We start from the raw sequence: 18,562 nt of genomic DNA, 5'->3' as shown, positions 1-18,562 counted from the left end.
TGAAAATCTTGCGGACACTTCTCGTCTTGCTGCTGTGCGTGATGCTGCCCCTGAGTGGGCTGGCAGCCAGCGGCGCGACTGGAGCTTGCCCAATGGAATCCGCCATGTCCGGCGACGCCGTTGCTGTGTCGGCTGATATGCCCGGCTGTGATTCGATGAACCCGATGTCCAGCGAACACGGCAAGTCGAAAGCATCGCTGTGCAAGGTGACCGCCCAGTGTCAGATGGGTAGCCTCTATCACCCCGTTTCCTCTCCCACCGTAACTCGGCCCGCTGGGTCGTTTGTCCCCGTCAGCTTCCACTACGCACAGTCGCTCTCCATCCGCGCGCCGGATGGCCTCTGGCGTCCACCGCAGTCCCTCTAACTCCATCGTTCTGGTTCGCCGCTTTCGCGCGGTGATGTCGTCCTGTTTCGGGACGTGAGTTCGTGTGTCCGCTCGCGCGGCTATACGTGGCTCGACCATTCGAGGTTAGAACATGCTTTCCATCATTGGTACGCCGGCATTCCGGCGCGCCTGGACTCGCTCGTGCGTCGTCTTGTTCGCGTTCGGCCTGTTGGCTGGCGGCGCGGCGCGCGCCGAGGACGCGGGCTTGACGCTCGACGAGACGCTTCAGATAGCCACCAGCCGTTCGTCCTCGATCCAGGCTGCGCAAGCCTCGGTGCGGGGAAGTTCGGACGTGGTCGTCAAAGCCGGGCAACTGCCCAATCCCACGCTGAATCTGAGTGTCCAGGACCTGCCCATCAATGGACCCAATGCTTTCACCATTGGGCAGGACAACTTCACGATGCGTGGCATCGGCATCCAGCAGGAATGGGTCTCTCCTGCAAAGCGCCGGCTGCAGACAACGCTGGCCGATCGTGCTGTGGAGCGCGATCAGTCGACGTACCTCGAAAAGGTGGCCGAGGTTCGTCAGCAAGCGGCCATGGCCTGGCTCAACGCCATCTACGCAAAAAGAGCGGTCGTCCTGAGTCAGGCGCTGGTTGATCATCTAAGCCAGGAGCTCACCGCAAGACAGGCGTCGTACCGAGGCGCAAAAGGGACGGCAGTCGATGTCGCCCAGGCGAACCTGATGCTCGGAAATGCGCGTGACGAACTGATCAGTGCCCAGCAGGACGAGCAGACCGCCTTGATCACGCTGTCGCGCTGGACGGGAGCAGGTAATGTGCTCGGAGTGGCCGGCACTCCGCCGGAGCTCCAGTCACAGGTATCCGGTTTGAGCCTCGAGCAACTCGCTCAGGTTCAGCCTTCATTGATCGCGGCCCGCGCGGCCATTTCGCTCGCCGATGCCGACACGGACGTTACCCGAAGCAACAGAAATCCGAACTGGACCTGGGGACTGACCTACTTCAAGAGTGGCGGAAGGTTCCCGGACTACGTGTCCGTAGGTGTTTCCATTCCTTTGCCGATCCACCGCACGAACGTCGAAGACCGCGACGTCGAGCAGAAGTCCGAAATGGGTACCCAGGCGCGGCTCACCTATGAAGACACCGAGCGGCAAGTCGTCGCCGATATCCAGAGTCTGACGGCAAAGCTCGCCAGTGGCCAGGAGCGGCTGGCCAATGCGAGACAGACCGTTCTTCCCGCGGCCGAACAAAAGGTGCAACTAGCCAATGCCGCTTACCGGTCAGGTGCCGGCACGCTCTCCGATGCGTTGGATGCGAGACACACACAGCTCGAAGCGGACCTTCAGGTGTTGAACCTTGAGCGGGAAGCTTCCCTCGTCTGGGCGCAACTGGAATACCAGGTTCTGCCGCCCGACATGACCTCCGGCCAGTAGAGAGAACAACATGAACCAGAAACTGATCGTACGCGCGGTGACGGCGCTGTTCACTGCAGTCGTGCTGCTAGGCGCCGGTTATGTGATCGGCACCCGTCGTGCTGTAACAGATGAATCTATGGCGTCAGCCTCGGCTGCGCCCCCCTCCGTACCCGGAGACAAGGTCGACCCAAAGTCGGGTCGCAAGGTGCTCTATTGGCACGATCCGATGGTGCCGAACCAGCACTTCGACAAGCCCGGCAAATCGCCCTTTATGGACATGCAGCTTCAGCCCGTCTTCGCAGATGAAGGCGGTTCAAACGGTATCAAGGTCGACTCCACGCTGCAACAGAATCTTGGCATCCGATACGCGACGGTGGTCCGGCAAGGCACCGCTGAAAGTTTCGACGCAATCGGAACCACCCAGTTCGATGAGTCGATGGCCGATGTCGTCCAGTCGCGGGTAACCGGTTATATCGACCACCTGTACGCAAGCGCCCCAATGCAACGCGTCGCGAAGGGGGCGCCGATTGCGTCGCTCTTCGTTCCCGACTGGTTGGCGCCCCAGGAAGAGTACCTGGCACTCAAGCGAGGGGGCATGGATGCCAGCCTGCTTGCCGCAGCACGTGCGCGCATGCAGGCGCTGTCGATTCCGGACGGGCTCATTGCGAGCCTCGACCAAAGCGGCAAGGCGCAGACCCACGTCACGCTCTTCGCCCGGGAAGCCGGCGTGCTGACGGAACTCAACGTGCGCGATGGCGCGATGGTGTCGCCGGGACAGACGCTCGCCAAGATCGCGGGTCTTTCGAAGTTGTGGCTGATCGTCGAAATACCTGAGTCGCTCGCGTTGCAGGTGCAGCCCGGCATGCTGGTCGACGCGACCTTCGCTGGGGACGCTTCGCAGCACTTTAGCGGCCACATCCGTGAAATCCTGCCGGGCATCAGTCCGGACAGCCGGACGCTGCAGGCGCGCCTCGAAATCGATAACGCGGGTCAGAGGCTAACCCCCGGGATGCTGGTGCGCGCAAGGGTCAGTGGGGCGAAACCGGTCTCGCGGCTGCTTGTGCCGTCCGAAGCGGTCATCACGACCGGCAAGCGGTCGATCGTCATCGTCAGGAATGGCGACGGACGGCTGCAACCTGTCCAGATCACAGTCGGCAACGATAGCGGCGACAGCACCGAAGTGACGAGCGGGCTGACCGAGGGCCAGCAGGTTGTCGCGTCGGGCCAGTTCTTGATCGACTCGGAAGCGAGCCTGACGTCCGTGCTGCCGAAACTCGAAGGCAGCGCGGCACCCGGGGCGTCGCCTCCGGCACCTGTTTCTGCCCCTGTGCCTGCTGGCGCGCAAACCTACGAAACGACCGGCAAGGTAGAAAAAATCACCGCCAGCGACATCACGTTCTCACACCAGCCCGTGCCGGCGCTGGGCTGGGGTGCGATGACCATGACCTTCGGCAAACCGTCTCCAACCGCCTTTCCGGACGTCAAGATGGGCGAGTCCGTGCATTTCGTCTTCAAGCCGTCCGACGATGGCTACCAGTTGACGCAAGTCGAACCGATGGGGGGCACGAAATGATCGCGCGCATCATTCGCTGGTCGATTTACAACCGCTTCCTCGTGCTGCTTGCGACGGTGCTCGTCACCGCATGGGGCGTCTATTCGCTGATCCAGACGCCACTGGATGCGCTGCCTGATCTCTCCGATACGCAGGTCATCATCAAGGCCTCCTATCCCGGCAAAGCGCCACAAGTCGTCGAAGACCAGGTGACGTATCCGCTCACCACAACGCTGCTCGGCGTGCCAGGCGCCACCACCATCCGAGCCTATTCGTCGTTCGGGGATGCCTTCGTCTACGTGCTGTTCGATGACAAGACGGACCAGTACTGGGCCCGCTCACGAGTGCTCGAATACCTGAATCAGGTGCAGAGCCGTTTGCCCGCGGGCGCAACCGTTTCGCTGGGGCCTGACGCTACGGGCGTGGGGTGGGTCTACGAATACGCACTGGTCGACCGCACCGGTAAACACGATCTCGGGCAACTCCGCGCCCTAAATGACTGGTTTCTGAAATTCGAGCTGAAAGCGGTGCCGGACGTATCGGAGGTCGCCAGCATCGGCGGCATGGTCCAGCAATATCAGGTCGTTCTCGACCCGGACAAGCTGCGCGCCTACGGCATCACGCAGGGTGCCGTCGCGGATGCTATTGGTAAGGCGAACCAGGAATCGGGTGGTTCAGTGGTCGAGCTGGCCGAGTCCGAGTACATGGTCAGGTCATCGGGCTATCTGCACTCTCTCGACGACTTTCGCCACATCGTGCTGCGCACGAACGACACAGGAACCCCGGTGATGCTCGGCGACGTCGCCCGTATCCAGATCGGGCCGGAAATGCGTCGCGGCATTGCCGAACTGAATGGTGAAGGCGAAGTAGCTGGCGGTGTGATCGTCATGCGCTCGGGAAAGAACGCGCTGACGACCATCGAAGCGGTCAAGGCGAAGCTCGCCGACCTGAAGAAATCTCTGCCGCCGGGCGTGGAGGTCGTGACCACCTATGACCGCTCACAGCTGATTGAGCGAGCAGTCGACAACCTCAAGGACAAGCTCATCGAGGAGTTCATCATCGTCGGATTAGTCTGCGCGGTGTTCCTGTTTCATCTGCGCAGTGCATTCGTGGCGATCCTGTCGCTGCCGCTCGGGGTGCTGGCCGCATTCATCGTGATGCGCTATCAGGGCGTCAATGCGAATCTGATGTCGTTGGGCGGTATCGCGATCGCGATTGGCGCGATGATCGATGCAGCGATCGTGATGATCGAAAACGCTCACAAGCATCTGGAAGCATACGACCACAAGCACCCCGATACGCCGATCACGACCGCCCAGCGGTGGGAGCTGATCGCGCAGTCCGCCGCTGAGGTCGGGCCGGCCCTGTTCTTTTCGCTACTGATCATCACGCTGTCATTCATTCCGGTGTTCTCGCTCGAAGGTCAGGAAGGGAAGCTGTTTGCGCCACTGGCGTTCACGAAGACCTACACCATCGCGGCTGCGGCGGGCTTATCCGTGACGCTCGTGCCAGTATTGATGGGCTATCTGATCCGCGGCCGGATTCCGCATGAGAACGCCAATCCGATCAACCGTGTGTTGATCCGGCTTTACCGTCCATTGCTCGAAGCGACGCTGCGCCGACCGTGGGTCGCGATCGGGCTAGCGGTCGTCGCGCTCGCGGTCACGATGATTCCCGTGTCGCGGCTCGGTGGCGAATTCATGCCTCCGCTCGACGAAGGCGACCTCCTTTACATGCCTACAGCATTACCTGGCGTCTCGGCAGATAAAGCCGCCGAACTGCTGCAGCAGACGGATCGCCTCATCAAGACGGTTCCGGAAGTGGAGACCGTGTTCGGCAAATCGGGACGTGCCGACACCGCGACGGATCCCGCGCCGTTCGAAATGTTCGAGACCACCATCCAGTTCAAGCCGCGCAGCGAATGGCGGCCTGGGATGACGCCGGAGAAGCTGGTGGATGAACTCGACGCGAGGGTGAAGATCCCGGGCCTCTCGAACGTCTGGGTACCACCGATTCGCAATCGTCTGGACATGCTGTCGACCGGCATCAAGACACCCGTCGGGGTGAAAATCTCCGGCGCGGACCTCGGGCAGATCGACAAGATCGCCACGCAAGTCGAATCCGTCCTGAAGAACGTTCCGGGCGTCACCTCGGCGTTGGCGGAACGCCTGAACGGCGGTCACTACATCGACGTAGATATCGACCGCCTCGCGGCCGCCCGCTATGGCCTGTCGGTGGGCGACATCCAGTCTGTCGTGTCGACTGCTGTGGGCGGCGATAACGTCGGCGAGGTGATCGCGGGTCGCGAGCGCTTTCCGATCAACATCCGCTATCCACGGGAGATCCGGGACTCCGTCGACAACATACGTCAGTTGCCGGTTGTAACGGACCGCGGCGCGCAGATCACGCTGGGAGACGTTGCCACTATCAGGATCTCCGATGGGCCGCCGATGATCCGTAGCGAGAACGCGCGACTATCGGGCTATGTCTACATCGACATTCGCGATACCGACTTGCAATCGGCCGTCAAGGCCATGCAGATCGCTGTTGCGCAGCATGTTGTATTGCCCGCTGGTTATTCGATCGCCTGGTCGGGCCAGTTCGAGTATCTGGAGCGGGCGGCTGCGAAGCTGCGAACGGTCATTCCTGTGACCCTGGTCGTCATTTTTGTGCTGCTGTTCCTGACCTTCAACTCGGCGGCCGACGCGCTCTTGCTGATGTCGACGGTGCCATTTGCACTCGTCGGAGGGTTCTGGTTGATCTGGATGCTCGGGCACGCGGTGTCCGTCGCCACGGCGGTGGGATTCATCGCGTTGTCGGGCGTGGCGGCCGAATTCGGCGTCGTGATGCTGCTTTATCTGAAGGGCGCGCTCAATCGCCGGCTCGACGAAGGTCAGCCCTTTACCGAAGCGACCCTGGTCGACGCCATCCGCGAAGGCGCAGTTCTGCGGGTGAGACCCAAGGCGATGACGGTCGCGGTCGTGCTGGCGGGGCTCATCCCGATCATGCTGGGTCATGGTTCGGGATCCGAAGTGATGCAGCGGATTGCCGCGCCTATGGTCGGCGGCATGGTGACCGCACCGCTCCTGTCCATGCTCATCATTCCGGCCGCCTGGCTGCTACTGCAACGCCGCCGTGTTGCCCACATGAAAGTAAACCCGCAAGAACCGCTTCAACCTCAAGTAGTACCCACTGGCACGCTTGTGTCGCAAACCCACTCTGGAGAAAACCCATGAAGAAGTTGATTACCCTGACGGCTGCATTCTGTACCGGTCTTACGCTCGCCAGCGCGACGCTGGCGGCGGACGATATGGCGGGCATGAAAATGAACAGCGGCTCAATGGATGCCGGGGCGCCGAACAACGCCGCGCTCACCGACGCCGTCGTCAAGAAGGTGGACCCAGCGACCGGCATGGTGACGCTTCAGCACGGCGAACTGAAGAACATCGGCATGTCGGCGATGACGATGGCCTACAAGGCCAAGGATACGTCGATGGTCAAACAGGCGAAGGAGGGCGAAAAGGTCAAGGTTCGCGTTGAAAACGTGGATGGCACACTTACTATCGTGAAGCTTCTGAAACAGTAGCGGTCCGCGGTTGCACAGCGATGCGTCGGTGTCTTGTCCTGCCGCCAACGCATTGCTGTGCTTTTGCAAGCGCAGCCGCCATTTCCAACGCACGCAGCGGCGCATTCCCAGGATTGCTACCGCAAAAAAAGGTGGTCACCACCTGCTGGCGGGGAAATAATGGGGCGGTCCACAGGATAAAAAACGAGGTATCGTTTTGCTAAAGATCTTCAGAAAGCCTGTTCTTTACATCTTGTTCTTATTGGCGTCGCCTCTTCCGCCGCTAAACACGGCCTATGCGCAATCAGCTCCGCAATTCCAGAGCGAGCAGCAAGCCACGCAGCATTGCCCAAAAGACGCCGTGGTATGGGTCAATACAAAAACCGGCGTGTACCACTTCAAAGGGCAGCGGTGGTATGGCAATACCAAGGAAGGCGCCTATGAATGCCGTCACGATGCAGACATCGAAGGCGATCGTGCGACTCGAAACGGGCAGTAGAGTGGTCTTTGTGCGATCATCCCCACCCCTTCGGCCCATCTGTTTGCATATGCTGATCCGGAATGCATTGACGACCTGCCTCCTGACGACCGCTCTTATCGAGAACGCCCCGGCTTGCGTGGCCGCCGGCGCGGCACTGCCGAACGGCGAGTGGGCCACGATCAACCAGTTCCGCGATGCGGGTGCTAACGGCCTCGTTGAGCTCGGGGTCGACGTCGATGGTTCGCATCCGCGCCTTGTCGACTTCGATCTGTCGCATCCTTCGGCAGCCATGCCTCGTTGCATCGGCACTGACGGCATCGGGTTCGAAGGCATACGCTGGCCCACTGGCAAAGCTCGCGTATCCACCGCGCAAGCAGTCGGACAAACCGGCTTCGACGTACGCGAACGTGCGCTACGGCTATACGATTGAATATCCTGGCGACTTGCTGGTTGCTGGCCGGGAAGCTGACAATAGCGATGGTCTCGTCTTTTCAGCGAAGTCGGGCAAAACGCAGGTCGCCGTCTGGGGCAGGTTCAGCTCGCCCGACGATACGCCGGCGCAACTCCTGCACAGCGAGGAACAGCGCACCTGTGCTGGCTCGCGCGCAAGCTACGAGGTCAGCAAGCGGAATCTCGTCGCGTTTTCTTGCCAGACGCAGAACAACGAAATCGTTTACGAAAAGATGCTGATTCGCGGCGGTACGCTCGCCATCGTGCAGTTCACCTATCCCGTCGCGGAGCAGGCAACCTGGTCGCCCGTAGTCAAGCAAATGGCAGGTTCACTGCGTATCGAGTAATCAAAAGCGCTTGGTGCAACCGACGCCCTGCGCTGGTTCATCCGAGTATGCGAAGCGACTTTCTGCACACCTGTATAAACTGTTCGACCAGCGCCGACCTCTCCCCGTTGATGGCCACACTGGCAACGATTGGAATCGCGATTTCCGGCGCCAGCGGCACAACATTCAACCCCTGAGCAGGTGCGGAGAGCGCTGCGATTTCGTCGACGATGGTCATGACTTTCGAACGTGCGGCAAGCGCCATGAGCGAGTGATACGACTGCGCGGTGATGCTCGAGCGCACCGTCACCGAGAGTTCTTCGAGCCGTTTCGCCAGTAGCCGCCCGAGTGGATCGGCCGGATCCGGTCCAATGATCTCGCGACCTTCCAGCGCGCTCATCTCCATGAAGGGCGCCTTGTCGAGGACATCCGGATGCCCCACGCAGACGAGCCGGCTCGACGCCAGTTCGGTCTCCTTGATAGCAGGATGAGACACGCTGTGATACAGCACGCCGATATCCGCTTCCATCAGCGCGATGTTGGCGACCGCGGTTGCCGAGTAATCCGATCGAATGGAAAGCTTGACGCCCGGATGCAACGCCTTGAATGCAAGTACTGCGTCCGCCACGACAGTCTGCGCCATGGCTGGGGCAGCCAGAATGCGGATCGAAGACTCGTCGTTCCCATCACGCAGATTTTCCGCCAGCCTTTGGACCGCCTGCAACTGCTCATCCAGCCGCATGATTTCCGGGAACAGCGTTTGCGCCTCCCGGGTCGGAATCAGCTTGCCACGGACCCGTTCGAACAGCGGATAGCCAAGCTGGCGCTCCGCGCTTTGCAGAATTTGCGTGACCGCCGGCTGGGTGAGCGACAGGAGCGCGGCCGCGGCCTTGAGCGTACCGGTCACACGGATCGCGTTCACTACTTCTATGTGCCTGAGTCTCATTGGATGCCCGTCGGATGTCGTCTTTCGCCAGATTCAGGAGATTCTAAAGCGCGAAGGGCGATCGATCCGGCGAGTCAAAAATTGAAACGTGCACGACCTGCGCGATCAGGCGTTTTTCAGCACGTTCTCGCGCTCCGCGGCAGGGTACACCCGCGTGCGAAAGTAGAGAATGCAGACCAGCGCGATCACCGCGGTGACCATGACGTAATAGGCCTGCACAAACTTGCTGCCCGTCTCATTCGCGATCCACGTGCAGATCATCAGCGACAGGCCGCCGAACACTGCGAACGTCAGGTTATGAACGAGCGCGATGCTGGTCGTGCGCGTGCCGTGCGGAAACAGCTCAGCGACGAACGCCGGCATCGCACCCTGGAACACCATCACGCACGCCGTTAGCCCGGTGACGCAGAAAACATAGACGCCGACTGTGGGTGACGCGACCATCATGTGAAACGCCGGGATCGTCAGGACAACGGTCAGCAACGTGCCCGTCGTAATGAGCGCAAGCCGACCGAGACGATCCGAGAGAGCGCCGAAAAAAGGTGGCAAGACAATCTGCGCGATCGAATAGCCAATCGCGCCCCACATCGAATCGGCGGGACTCATTCCCAAAACTTTCTGTGCGTACAGCGGAATGAAGACACCCAGCAGATAATTCGTCGAAGCGGCGAGCGAATACAGGCCGATGGCCGCGGCGATCCGCGCTTTGGCGGTCGCAAACGTATCGCGGATTGGATTGCGTTGGTGACCGGACGCCTCGAATTCAGGCGTTTCGTCGACGCGCCGGCGAATCCAGTAGCCGAACGGCACGATCGCGAGGCCGATCAGAAACGGTATGCGCCAGCCCCACGACGCCAGCATGTCCGGCGTCATCAGCCTGTTCGCACCGAGCCCGACGACACTCGCAAGGCCCGTCGCAAGGCCAATGCCTACCACCTGATAACTCGCGAAATACCCCTTCATGCCCTTCGGCGCGTGCTCTGTTACGAACGAGACGGTCGAGCCGAACTCGCCACCCGCGGAGAAACCCTGCAGGACTTTCCCGAGCACGAGGATCAGCGTACCGACGACGCCAAACGTCGCGTAGGTGGGCGCGCAGGCGATCACGAGTGTGCCGATTCCCATTAACCAGATGGTGAGCATCATGCCCGCCTTGCGGCCATGCCTGTCGCTGTATGCGCCGATCACCATCGCGCCGAGTGGCCGGATGAAATAGCTGACACCGAAGGTCGCGGCAGTGGCAAGCATCGACGTGTAGGCGTCGCCGGTCGGGAAGAAAGCCCTGGCAATGACGACAGCCAGAAAGCCGTAGACGAACAGGTCGTAGAACTCGAGCATGTTGCCAACCAGCGCGGAGGCCAGGATGCGTCGGAATTTGCTGCGTTGCTCGGGGCTTAGTGCTTTATCGGTGGACATGACATTTCCTTTTCCGATGCGAGGAGCGTAGGACAGCGCTGCATCTGCGGCGCGTTCCGACGACGAGGCCAATCAGGTCGTGGCAGACGCAGGCGGCTTTAGCCGGCGGCTGGCGCAGTCAGATAGTCGAAAGCAGTGAGTGCGAAGATTTCACCGAGCGCGCGCAATTCGTCGACGGATACGTGCTCGTCGGATGAGCCCATGTTGTAGGACGTCAAGCCACAGACAACGGTGGGTACGCCGTGCTGCCGGTAAAGCCGTGCATCGGAGGCACCGACACGCATGTTGACCACCGGTTGTGTACCGAGCTTCGCGGCGCAATGGCGGCTGAGTGTTCGAATGATTTCGTGATCGGGAGCGGTCCAGCTTGGCTCGTAGCGTCGCGTGATTTCCAGCGAGACGCCCGGATGACGCGCAACGATTTCATTGATGCGGTTTTCGATCTCCGCGACCGAAACGCCGACTGGCAGCCGGATGTCGGCGGTGGCGGTGGCGTGGTCTGCGATCAGATTCGACAGGCGTCCGCCGCTGACGGTGCCGAACGTGACGGTGACCTGGCGCAAGACGTCGCTCTCGCCTGCGCCCGAGATGAGCTCCGATGCTCCGCTCGAACGGGCGATGGCAGCCAGCACTTCCACTGGTGCATTCACGGGGTAGTCGCGCAGCGATCTGAGTTCCTGGACCGCGTCGAAGAGTTTTTCGATTGCGCTATCGCCCTTATGCACATGGGCCGCATGCGCCGACTTGCCGGTTGCATCGAGACGCAGCCAGATCATGCCTTTCTCGCCAAAACGCAACACGCTGGGGGAACCGGTATCGGCGCTGATCATCGCGTCTCCGGCTGCGTGCGGCACATGTCGCAGCAGGTAGCCGCTGCCTTCCGTGCCCATGCTTTCTTCGTCTCCAGCGAAGGTGGCGACGACTTCGCCCGCGAACGAATCGCGCACGGCGGCGAGCTGACGCAAGGCGAACACGATGGCGGCGACGCCCCCTTTCATGTCCGACACGCCGAGTCCGTATAGCTTCCCATCGCGCTCCTCCCCGTTGGGGTCGGCCGACCATTGATGGGCGTTCACCAGCGGAAAGGTATCCAGATGGCCGTTGAAAACCAGCCGACGCCCGGGGCGCGCACCACACACGCGCACCACGAGGTTCATGACATGAGGGAGTGTTCCAAATCGCTCGACTTCCGCGCCGGAGCCCTCGAACATCGCTTCGATTCTGTCGGCGACCGCGTGCGTATCGCCGGGCGGGTAGGCGCTTGGAACGGCCACCAAGGCGCGTGCGAGATCGACGATCTCACGACTGGAGCGGGACGCGACATCCCTGAGGGTACTGCGCAAACGGGCAACTTCGGCATCGCCCGAGACTAGAGCATCGGCTACCATTTCTGACCTCGATCGGGTTAGGACGCTGCGAGCGGAAGCACGCAACGCCATTGATCCGATGGTCAGTAGCCGATTTGTTCGCGTCTAATCAGCCAAAAACGTGGGGGTATAAGTAAAAGTTAATCGACACTTCGATGGCCAGTTCGTACCTCAGCCCTCCACCTTCGACATAACCGCTGTACTCGGGTCATACCGGTAGCCCTTCTGCGCAAGTTGCTGGGCCATTGTCGCGCCGATCAGCCGTTGCTGCGCATCCCGCGCGATCAACTCGTGATCCGGCTTGACCCGTTCCAGTTCGGACGCGAGCCGCCGTACCAGCGCGACTTCTCCGGTGCTGCGTGCGTCGATGAACAAGATCTTCTCGCTAGCCTGGCCAAGCCGTTGTCTAAGCTCTTTCGCGTGCGCCACCCACTGTTCCGCATTGGTGCGCAGTTCGCTGAGCGCCTTTGCATGGGCTTTGGCCTGGGCCGATATCTGACGTTGCAACGCGACGACGTCGTCCGCGCTCTCAGTGCCATCCGATGGCGTTCCGGTTGGCCCGCCAGGTTGATCGTCTTTGGCGACGGCATCGGCCTGCTCCGCAAGACGCTCTTCCAGCTCCGCTGCGTGCTGTTCGGCCGCTTCCGCCCGCTCCCTAGCGGCAGAGGCGTCCTGCGAAAGCCGATCCAGTTCAGCGCCAGTTGCCGTCTTCGCTTCGCTCAACGCGCTGACCTGCTTGCGGGTCTCGTCGAGTTCATCGGTGATACGCCGCAGTTCGTCGATCTGAGCCGACGCCCCATCGATTCGCGCCGCGGCGCTTTCGCGTTCTGCCGCCAGTGCTGCGCGCGCCTCGTTCAGTTCCATCTCCAGCGCGGCGAGTCGTGCGAAGCTCTCGTTCGCCTGCGTCGTGGCAGCGTCCACGCGAGATGAGGTCGCACTTAGTTCGTCAGACAGTCGATTCGCTTCGTCATACTTCGCCTGAGAAGCCGTGCTTAACGTTGCGACCTCCTGGCGTGCCGTCTCGTACTCCTGAGTGATCCGCGCTATTTCATCATTTTTGCCGGCGATAACCGCAGTCAATTCGTCACGTGTTCCGCGTTCCTCTTCGAGCGATGCTTTGGTGGCTTCCAGATTGCCCTCTTCCACCGACACACGTTGAGTAAGTTCCTCAACTCGAGCCTCGGCGGCCTGGGCGCGCGACGTGAGCGAGCCTGACTCCTGCAGTAGCCGGTTCAGTTCGCCCGATTGCGTTTGACACGTGTCGCGCAACGTCGCGACCTCCTGCCGTTGCGCATCGTATTCCTGACTAATCCGCGCTATTTCGTCGTTCTTGCCCAACACAACCGCAGCCAGCTCTTCATGCGCCCTGCGCTCTTCTTCAAGTGTCGTCGTGGTAGCTGCAAGATTGGCCTCTTCCACCGACGCACGCTGCACAAGCTCCTCTATGCGCGTTTCCGCAGCCTGCGCACGCCATGCCAATGAGCTTGACTCATTTAACAGCCGGTTCACTTCGTCCGACTTTGCCTGGCAAGCGTTGCTCAGCGTGGTTGCTTCCTGCCGCGCATCATCGCGCTCCTGAGCTATCTGCGTGATCTCATCGCTCTTGCTTGCGACAGCCGCCGCCAACGCCTCACGCGCCTGGCGTTCTTCTTCAAGCGAAGTCCGGGTGAGTTCCAGATTCGCCTCTTCCACCGACGCCCGCTGCACAAGTTCCTCGATACGAGCCTCGGCACCTTGCGCACGCCACGAGGCCGCACTCGACTCCGCTAACAACCGGTCCACTTCGTCCGACTTCGCTTGACACGTGTCGCTCAAAGCCGCGATCTCCTGCCGTGCGTCATCGCGTTCCTGAGTGAGCCTCGCTATGTCGTCGCTCTTGCTCGATACGACCACCACCAGGTCTTCGCACGCCTTGCGTTCCTCGTCGAGCGACGCCTTCGTCGCTTCGAGATTCGCCGTGTCCACCGATGCCTGCTGCACCAGCTCCTCTATACGCGCCTCAGCCGACTCGGCGCGCGCCGTGGCCACGTTCGACTCCTGCGACCACCTTTCCGCTTCCTGCGATTTCGCCTGACAGGCCTCGCCCAACGTTGCGACTTCCTGGCGAGCGGAATCACGCTCGTGGGTGATCTGCGCTATCTCATCGGTCTTGCTGGCGACAACTGAGGCCAATTCCTCGCGCGCCGCGCGTTCCTCGTCGAGCGATATTCTCGTCGCTTCCAGACTGGCCTCGTCAATCGACACGCGCTGCGCGAGCTCTTCGACGCGCGTCTCGGCCGCCTCGGCCCGGCTCGTCGCCGCCGCGAGTTCCGAACCTAGTTGTGCGGCGGTCTGTTCCGCAGCGCTCAGCGCATTCGTCAGGGCATCAAGCCGCTCACGCTGTGCCTCGGCTTCTTCGAACGTCTTCTGGTATTCGGCATGTGCCTCGTCGCGATCCGCGAAGGCAGACTCCAGATGCTGGCCCATCACCGTCAGGCGCTGGTTAAACGCCTGCTCTGCCGTCTCCTGGGATGCGGTCCAGATCCTGCCGGCGGCGCTCATCACGGTTTCGGCGAGGCTTCCCGGCAAACCGGTCTGGAGTTGCAGTTCCAGGGTTTTGTCCTCGCGCGCTTCGCGCCAGCGTTGCAAGGCCGCGACGATCGCAACAAGCGAACCACCGCGAACCTCCGACCAGATTGTTACCGGGGAGACCCGTTTGCCTTCTTCGACCATCCGGTCTGCGATTGCTGCAACCTGTTCATCGGTGATCGTGTCTGCGTCCGTGGACATAAGCGCCTCAAAAATCGATGTAAGCGGGCGAAAGATAATCCGATACGTTACTACGATCAACAACGTATCCGATGAAAGGAAACAACGTTTGCCGTGAGTTTGCCTCAAAGGCCGAAAACCTTACGAATCACCTTCTTCTTTCCGCGCGATTGGCTGGTGGCTTCCTCGTATGCCTGTGCCAGCCAGCAGCCCGGTCGAAAGACCTGACGGGCATACTTTATAGGCATACCCGCCAACCTACAAAGTCTTTTCCCTTGCCGTGCTCACCCACTAGATTACTGGTCAGGCGATCGCATAACGCGATTCCGCAGATAGCGAGTTTCATGCCTTGCAGCGATTGCACCCAAATTGATCGTCAATCCCAACGCGGATTCATCCATCAGGAGAAACAGCCATGACCAGCCACACGCACCAGACTGCCTCGACCCAATACGTGGAAGCCAAGGGCATCCGCTTTGCCTACCGGCGCTTCGGCAAAACGGGCGGCGTGCCGCTCGTGTTCAATATTCACTTCACCGGCACGACGGATCACTGGGATCCGGCTGTCACGGACGGCTTCGCCCGTGATCGCGAGGTCATCCTGTTCAACAATGCGGGCATTTCCAGCTCCTCCGGCGAAGTCCCGGAATCGATCGAAGAGATGGCCGCCAACGCTGCCGGGTTCATCAAGGCCCTTGGCCTCGCCCAGGTCGACGTGTTGGGATTCTCCATGGGCGGTCTCATCGCACAGGAGCTGGCGCTGGCGGAACCGCAGCTCGTACGCCGCCTGATCCTGGTCGGCACCGGCCCGCGTAGCGGCGAAGCGATGGTCTCGCTCACCCCTGAGGCGCAGGACATCTTCGGCGCGAGCTACGCGGAGCCGGATCACCTGTGGCTTCGCGTGCACTTCTCGCCGTCGGAGGCAAGCCAGGCCGCGGGCCGTAAATTCCTGCAGCGCTTCCGCCTGCGCTCCGAGAACCGCGATCCGGAAGCCAATGAAAAGGTCGCACCGGCGCAACTCGCCGCGCTCGCGAAATGGGGCACGCCGCGCGAAAACCCGTACGACTACCTGAAGGCGTTGACTCAGCCGACGCTCGTCGTCAACGGCGATAACGACGTGATCATCTACTCGATCAACTCGTGGATCCTGCAACAGAACATCCCGAACGCGCAACTGATCCTGTACCCCGATGCGAATCACGGTTCGCTTTACCAGTATCCGGAGCGCTTCGTGAAGCACGTCACGCAGTTTTTGTCGGAAAGCGGCCAAGACGCGTGAGCGGGACCGGGGGCCGGCGCCGATAACGCAAACGGTATCGGCCCATACGGTTTCCTGATTGGAGCCAGCCCGTTTCCGTCCGTACACTGGTCGCTTTGCGCACGCGAATGCGCCTCGCGTTGCACAATGCCGGAACAGACGCCAGTAACGACAATGAATGGCCGCCCAAGGCCATCCGAACGGAGACACGCTTTGGACAAATCCAGCATTCCCGTACCTGCCGCTGCAGTGGGAACCATCCGCCTCAACTACCGCTGGCACGTCGTGATCTGGCTGCTAGCCGGCGGCATCATCAACTACATGGACCGCGCGAGCCTCTCGATCGCCGCGCCCGGCATGATTCACGAACTCGGCCTGACGCGCACGCAGATCGGGCTGCTCGGTAGCGTGTTCGCATGGACGTATGCGGTGATGCAATTGCCGGCGGGCTGGGTGATCGATCGCTTCGGCGCGAAGCGCGCGTACGCGCTCGGCATGATCTGGTGGAGCGTCGCGACGTGGCTGACAGGCGTGGTGGGTTCGATATCCGGCTTGCTGGTGATGCGCGCGCTGCTCGCCGTCGGCGAGGCGCCATGCTGGCCGACCTCCGCGAAAATCACCGCAGCGTGGTTTCCGGCAAAAGAACGCGGCTTTGCCACTGGCGTATGGGATTCCTCGTCAAAGTGGGGACCGGCGCTCGCGCCGGCCATGCTCGTTGCGCTGATGATCGCCTTCGGCTGGCGCTCGCTGTTTCATGTGACGGGCGCGTTCGGCATCGCGTTTGCGCTGCTGTTTCTCACGCTGTATCGCAATCCGGTCGACAGCCGACGTCTCTCGAAGGAGGAACGCGCCTACATCGAAGCGGGCGGCGGCGGCCATGAACGCTCGCTGACGACGTCGTCCGTCAAGTGGCGTTCGCTGTTCACGCACCGCAGCGTCTGGGGGATGATCCTCGGCTACTTCTGCACCATCTGGCTCTGGAACATCTTTCTGGTGTTTTTACCGCTGTATCTGCTCGACCGCTTTCACATCTCGTTCGCACAACTGGGCGTGTATGCGGGCATCCCATGGGTCGGCGGCGCAGTCGGCGAAATCGCGATCGGCTATCTGGCGAAGAAGATCGTCGATCGCCAGCTCGCGCCGCCGATCGGCGCCAAGCGGCTCCTGATTGCGTGCTGCGCGGTGGGGGCCGCCGTGTGTGCGATCGCGTTGCCTTTCACCCATTCGCTCAACGTTACCCTCGCGCTGTTTACCGTTGGTCTCGCCTTCGTCTCGGCCGTGGTCGGCTCGGCGTGGGCGCTCGCAGCGGATATCGCGCCGTCGTCAATGGTCGCGTCGGTGAGTTCGATCCAGAACTTCGGCGGTTACTTCGGTGGGGCGTTCTCGCCTGTCGTGGCCGGGTTTATCGTTGACCGCACCGGTTCGTATGCCCTCGCTTTCATCTCTGGCGGCATGATTGCCGGCTGTGCGGCGCTGTTCTACTGGTTCATGGCCCGCAAGCCGATTGTCGATGAGGGAGGCGAGCCGGCTGCCTGATGCCGGATTGACGTAAATCCTGCATACTCATTCTCCATCGTTCGGGAGAAACAGCCATGTCACAGTCATCCGCCGCGCGTCGCGCAGCTTTTCGCGACGCCGTCCAGCAACGCCGTGCCCTGCTCATGCCCGGCGCCTTCAACGCGATGAGCGCACGCGTCGTCGCGGATGCCGGTTTCAGCGCGCTCTATATCACCGGCGCGGGCGTCACGAACATGTCGTTCGGCATGCCCGATCTAGGCTTCATCGGATTGAGCGATATTGCGGAACACACCTCGCGGATTCGCGATGCGGTGGATCTGCCGCTCGTCGTCGATGCGGACACCGGCTTCGGCAACGCGCTCAATGTGCGTCACACCGTGCGGACGCTCGAGCGGGCTGGCGCCGACGCGATCCAGCTCGAAGACCAGGTCAGCCCCAAGAAATGTGGCCATTTCGCCGGCAAGGCCGTCATTTCGACGAGCGAGATGGTCGGCAAGCTGCACGCCGCCGTCGACGCGCGCGAGGACGCCAATTTCCAGATCGTCGCTCGCACCGACGCTTGCGCTGTTCATGGCTTCGACGCGGCCATCGAGCGCGCGCATCGTTTTGCCGAAGCGGGTGCGGACATTCTGTTCGTCGAGGCGGTCGAGACCTTCGACGAAATCAAGCGCCTGCCGACCCTGCTGAGCACGCCGCAGCTGATCAACATCGTGGTGGGTGGCAAGACCCCTGTCATGCCGCAGAGCGCGCTTGCGGAACTAGGGTTCGGCATCGTGCTGTACGCGAACGCAGCGTTGCAGAGCGCCGTGCTCGGCATGCAGAAAGCCCTCGCCATGCTGCGCGACGAGGGAAAGCTCGACGAAGACCCGACCTTGCTCGCGCCGTTCAACGAACGCCAGCGTCTGGTCGACAAGCCGCTCTTCGATCGCCTCGACAAGCAATACGCCGCAGATAAAGACTGACCGCAATGCCGCCGACAGAAGCGGCCCGCATCACCGGACGTGGGAGACCTCAACGTGGCAGAAACACGCGTCGCATCTGCTTCCGGCCTTGAAGCGCGCACGCACGCGGGCCCAGTGCGTTTGCGCTCGATTGTCGGTGGACTGACCGGCAATGTGATCGAGTGGTACGACTTCCTCGCGTACAGCAGCTTTGCGATCTACTTCGCCAAGGC

At 61.5% G+C, this 18,562-nt stretch carries 15 protein-coding genes; 11 read left to right on the top strand and 4 right to left on the bottom strand.

Annotation, left to right across the window (positions count from 1 at the left end; genetic code table 11):
• The 8 genes from M0954_RS10075 to M0954_RS10040 all read left to right on the top strand — a co-directional run.
• On the top strand, window positions 1-365 hold a 365-nt coding region (locus tag M0954_RS10075; RefSeq protein WP_297352980.1), incomplete at its 5' end, for a hypothetical protein.
• A 112-nt stretch (window positions 366-477) separates the two neighbouring features.
• Window positions 478-1,779 (top strand): TolC family protein, encoded by a 1,302-nt coding sequence (locus M0954_RS10070; protein ID WP_297352978.1) that lies wholly within the window; start codon window positions 478-480, stop codon window positions 1,777-1,779.
• A gap of 10 nt (window positions 1,780-1,789) precedes the next feature.
• On the top strand, window positions 1,790-3,334 hold the full coding sequence (locus tag M0954_RS10065) for an efflux RND transporter periplasmic adaptor subunit (RefSeq protein WP_297352976.1): 1,545 nt from the start codon (window positions 1,790-1,792) through the stop codon (window positions 3,332-3,334).
• Entirely contained in the window at window positions 3,331-6,549 is a 3,219-nt protein-coding gene (locus M0954_RS10060; protein ID WP_297352974.1) for an efflux RND transporter permease subunit, read from the top strand. The genes M0954_RS10065 and M0954_RS10060 overlap by 4 nt, the downstream gene beginning before the upstream one ends.
• Entirely contained in the window at window positions 6,546-6,899 is a 354-nt protein-coding gene (locus M0954_RS10055; protein ID WP_297352972.1) for a copper-binding protein, read from the top strand. Before M0954_RS10060 ends, M0954_RS10055 begins: the two co-directional genes overlap by 4 nt.
• A gap of 196 nt (window positions 6,900-7,095) precedes the next feature.
• On the top strand, window positions 7,096-7,377 hold the full coding sequence (locus M0954_RS10050; protein ID WP_297352970.1) for a hypothetical protein: 282 nt from the start codon (window positions 7,096-7,098) through the stop codon (window positions 7,375-7,377).
• Window positions 7,378-7,444: 67 nt separating this feature from the next.
• A complete protein-coding gene (locus tag M0954_RS10045) occupies window positions 7,445-7,789 on the top strand; it encodes a hypothetical protein (RefSeq protein ID WP_297352968.1) in 345 nt (114 codons plus the stop codon).
• A complete protein-coding gene (locus M0954_RS10040) occupies window positions 7,767-8,156 on the top strand; it encodes a hypothetical protein (RefSeq protein WP_123386635.1) in 390 nt (129 codons plus the stop codon). The genes M0954_RS10045 and M0954_RS10040 overlap by 23 nt, the downstream gene beginning before the upstream one ends.
• 37 nt (window positions 8,157-8,193) lie before the next feature.
• Here M0954_RS10040 and M0954_RS10035 read toward each other — a convergent pair whose 3' ends face one another.
• The 4 genes from M0954_RS10035 to M0954_RS10020 all read right to left on the bottom strand — a co-directional run bounded on the left by M0954_RS10035 (window position 8,194) and on the right by M0954_RS10020 (window position 14,633).
• Window positions 8,194-9,081: a LysR substrate-binding domain-containing protein gene (locus tag M0954_RS10035; protein WP_123386636.1), complete on the bottom strand. Its 888-nt coding sequence runs from the start codon at window positions 9,079-9,081 to the stop codon at window positions 8,194-8,196.
• Between the two features lie 105 nt (window positions 9,082-9,186).
• Complete coding sequence (locus tag M0954_RS10030) at window positions 9,187-10,497, bottom strand: MFS transporter (RefSeq protein WP_297352966.1); 1,311 nt, start codon at window positions 10,495-10,497, stop codon at window positions 9,187-9,189.
• A gap of 98 nt (window positions 10,498-10,595) precedes the next feature.
• Window positions 10,596-11,885, bottom strand: a complete 1,290-nt coding sequence (locus M0954_RS10025) for a M20/M25/M40 family metallo-hydrolase (protein WP_297352964.1) — start codon at window positions 11,883-11,885, stop codon at window positions 10,596-10,598.
• A 150-nt stretch (window positions 11,886-12,035) separates the two neighbouring features.
• On the bottom strand, window positions 12,036-14,633 hold the full coding sequence (locus tag M0954_RS10020; RefSeq protein WP_297352962.1) for a DNA-binding protein: 2,598 nt from the start codon (window positions 14,631-14,633) through the stop codon (window positions 12,036-12,038).
• Between the two features lie 394 nt (window positions 14,634-15,027).
• Here M0954_RS10020 and M0954_RS10015 point away from each other — a divergent pair, with 394 nt between their 5' ends.
• From M0954_RS10015 to M0954_RS10005, 3 genes are all read left to right on the top strand, one after another.
• Window positions 15,028-15,891 carry an alpha/beta hydrolase gene (locus M0954_RS10015; RefSeq protein ID WP_297352960.1) on the top strand — a complete coding sequence of 288 codons (864 nt, stop codon included), beginning with the start codon at window positions 15,028-15,030 and terminating at the stop codon, window positions 15,889-15,891.
• 192 nt (window positions 15,892-16,083) lie between these two features.
• The gene (locus M0954_RS10010) at window positions 16,084-17,406 is read left to right on the top strand and encodes an MFS transporter (RefSeq protein WP_297352958.1); all 1,323 of its coding nucleotides are present in this window, start codon (window positions 16,084-16,086) and stop codon (window positions 17,404-17,406) included.
• A gap of 56 nt (window positions 17,407-17,462) precedes the next feature.
• A complete protein-coding gene (locus M0954_RS10005) occupies window positions 17,463-18,350 on the top strand; it encodes an isocitrate lyase/PEP mutase family protein (RefSeq protein WP_297352956.1) in 888 nt (295 codons plus the stop codon).
• Window positions 18,351-18,562 lie beyond the last annotated feature (212 nt).

It is taken from the genome of Paraburkholderia sp., from assembly GCF_026225065.1.
GTDB lineage: Bacteria > Pseudomonadota > Gammaproteobacteria > Burkholderiales > Burkholderiaceae > Paraburkholderia.
This window is presented reverse-complemented; position numbering and strand designations above follow the sequence as displayed.

Coding starts and splice junctions, on each gene's coding strand:
- M0954_RS10070 (WP_297352978.1), top strand. CDS start 478: ATGCTTTCCATCATTGGTACGCCGGCATTCCGGCGCGCCTGGACTCGC.
- M0954_RS10065 (WP_297352976.1), top strand. CDS start 1,790: ATGAACCAGAAACTGATCGTACGCGCGGTGACGGCGCTGTTCACTGCA.
- M0954_RS10060 (WP_297352974.1), top strand. CDS start 3,331: ATGATCGCGCGCATCATTCGCTGGTCGATTTACAACCGCTTCCTCGTG.
- M0954_RS10055 (WP_297352972.1), top strand. CDS start 6,546: ATGAAGAAGTTGATTACCCTGACGGCTGCATTCTGTACCGGTCTTACG.
- M0954_RS10035 (WP_123386636.1), bottom strand. CDS start 9,081: ATGAGACTCAGGCACATAGAAGTAGTGAACGCGATCCGTGTGACCGGT.
- M0954_RS10030 (WP_297352966.1), bottom strand. CDS start 10,497: ATGTCCACCGATAAAGCACTAAGCCCCGAGCAACGCAGCAAATTCCGA.
- M0954_RS10025 (WP_297352964.1), bottom strand. CDS start 11,885: ATGGTAGCCGATGCTCTAGTCTCGGGCGATGCCGAAGTTGCCCGTTTG.
- M0954_RS10020 (WP_297352962.1), bottom strand. CDS start 14,633: ATGTCCACGGACGCAGACACGATCACCGATGAACAGGTTGCAGCAATC.
- M0954_RS10015 (WP_297352960.1), top strand. CDS start 15,028: ATGACCAGCCACACGCACCAGACTGCCTCGACCCAATACGTGGAAGCC.
- M0954_RS10005 (WP_297352956.1), top strand. CDS start 17,463: ATGTCACAGTCATCCGCCGCGCGTCGCGCAGCTTTTCGCGACGCCGTC.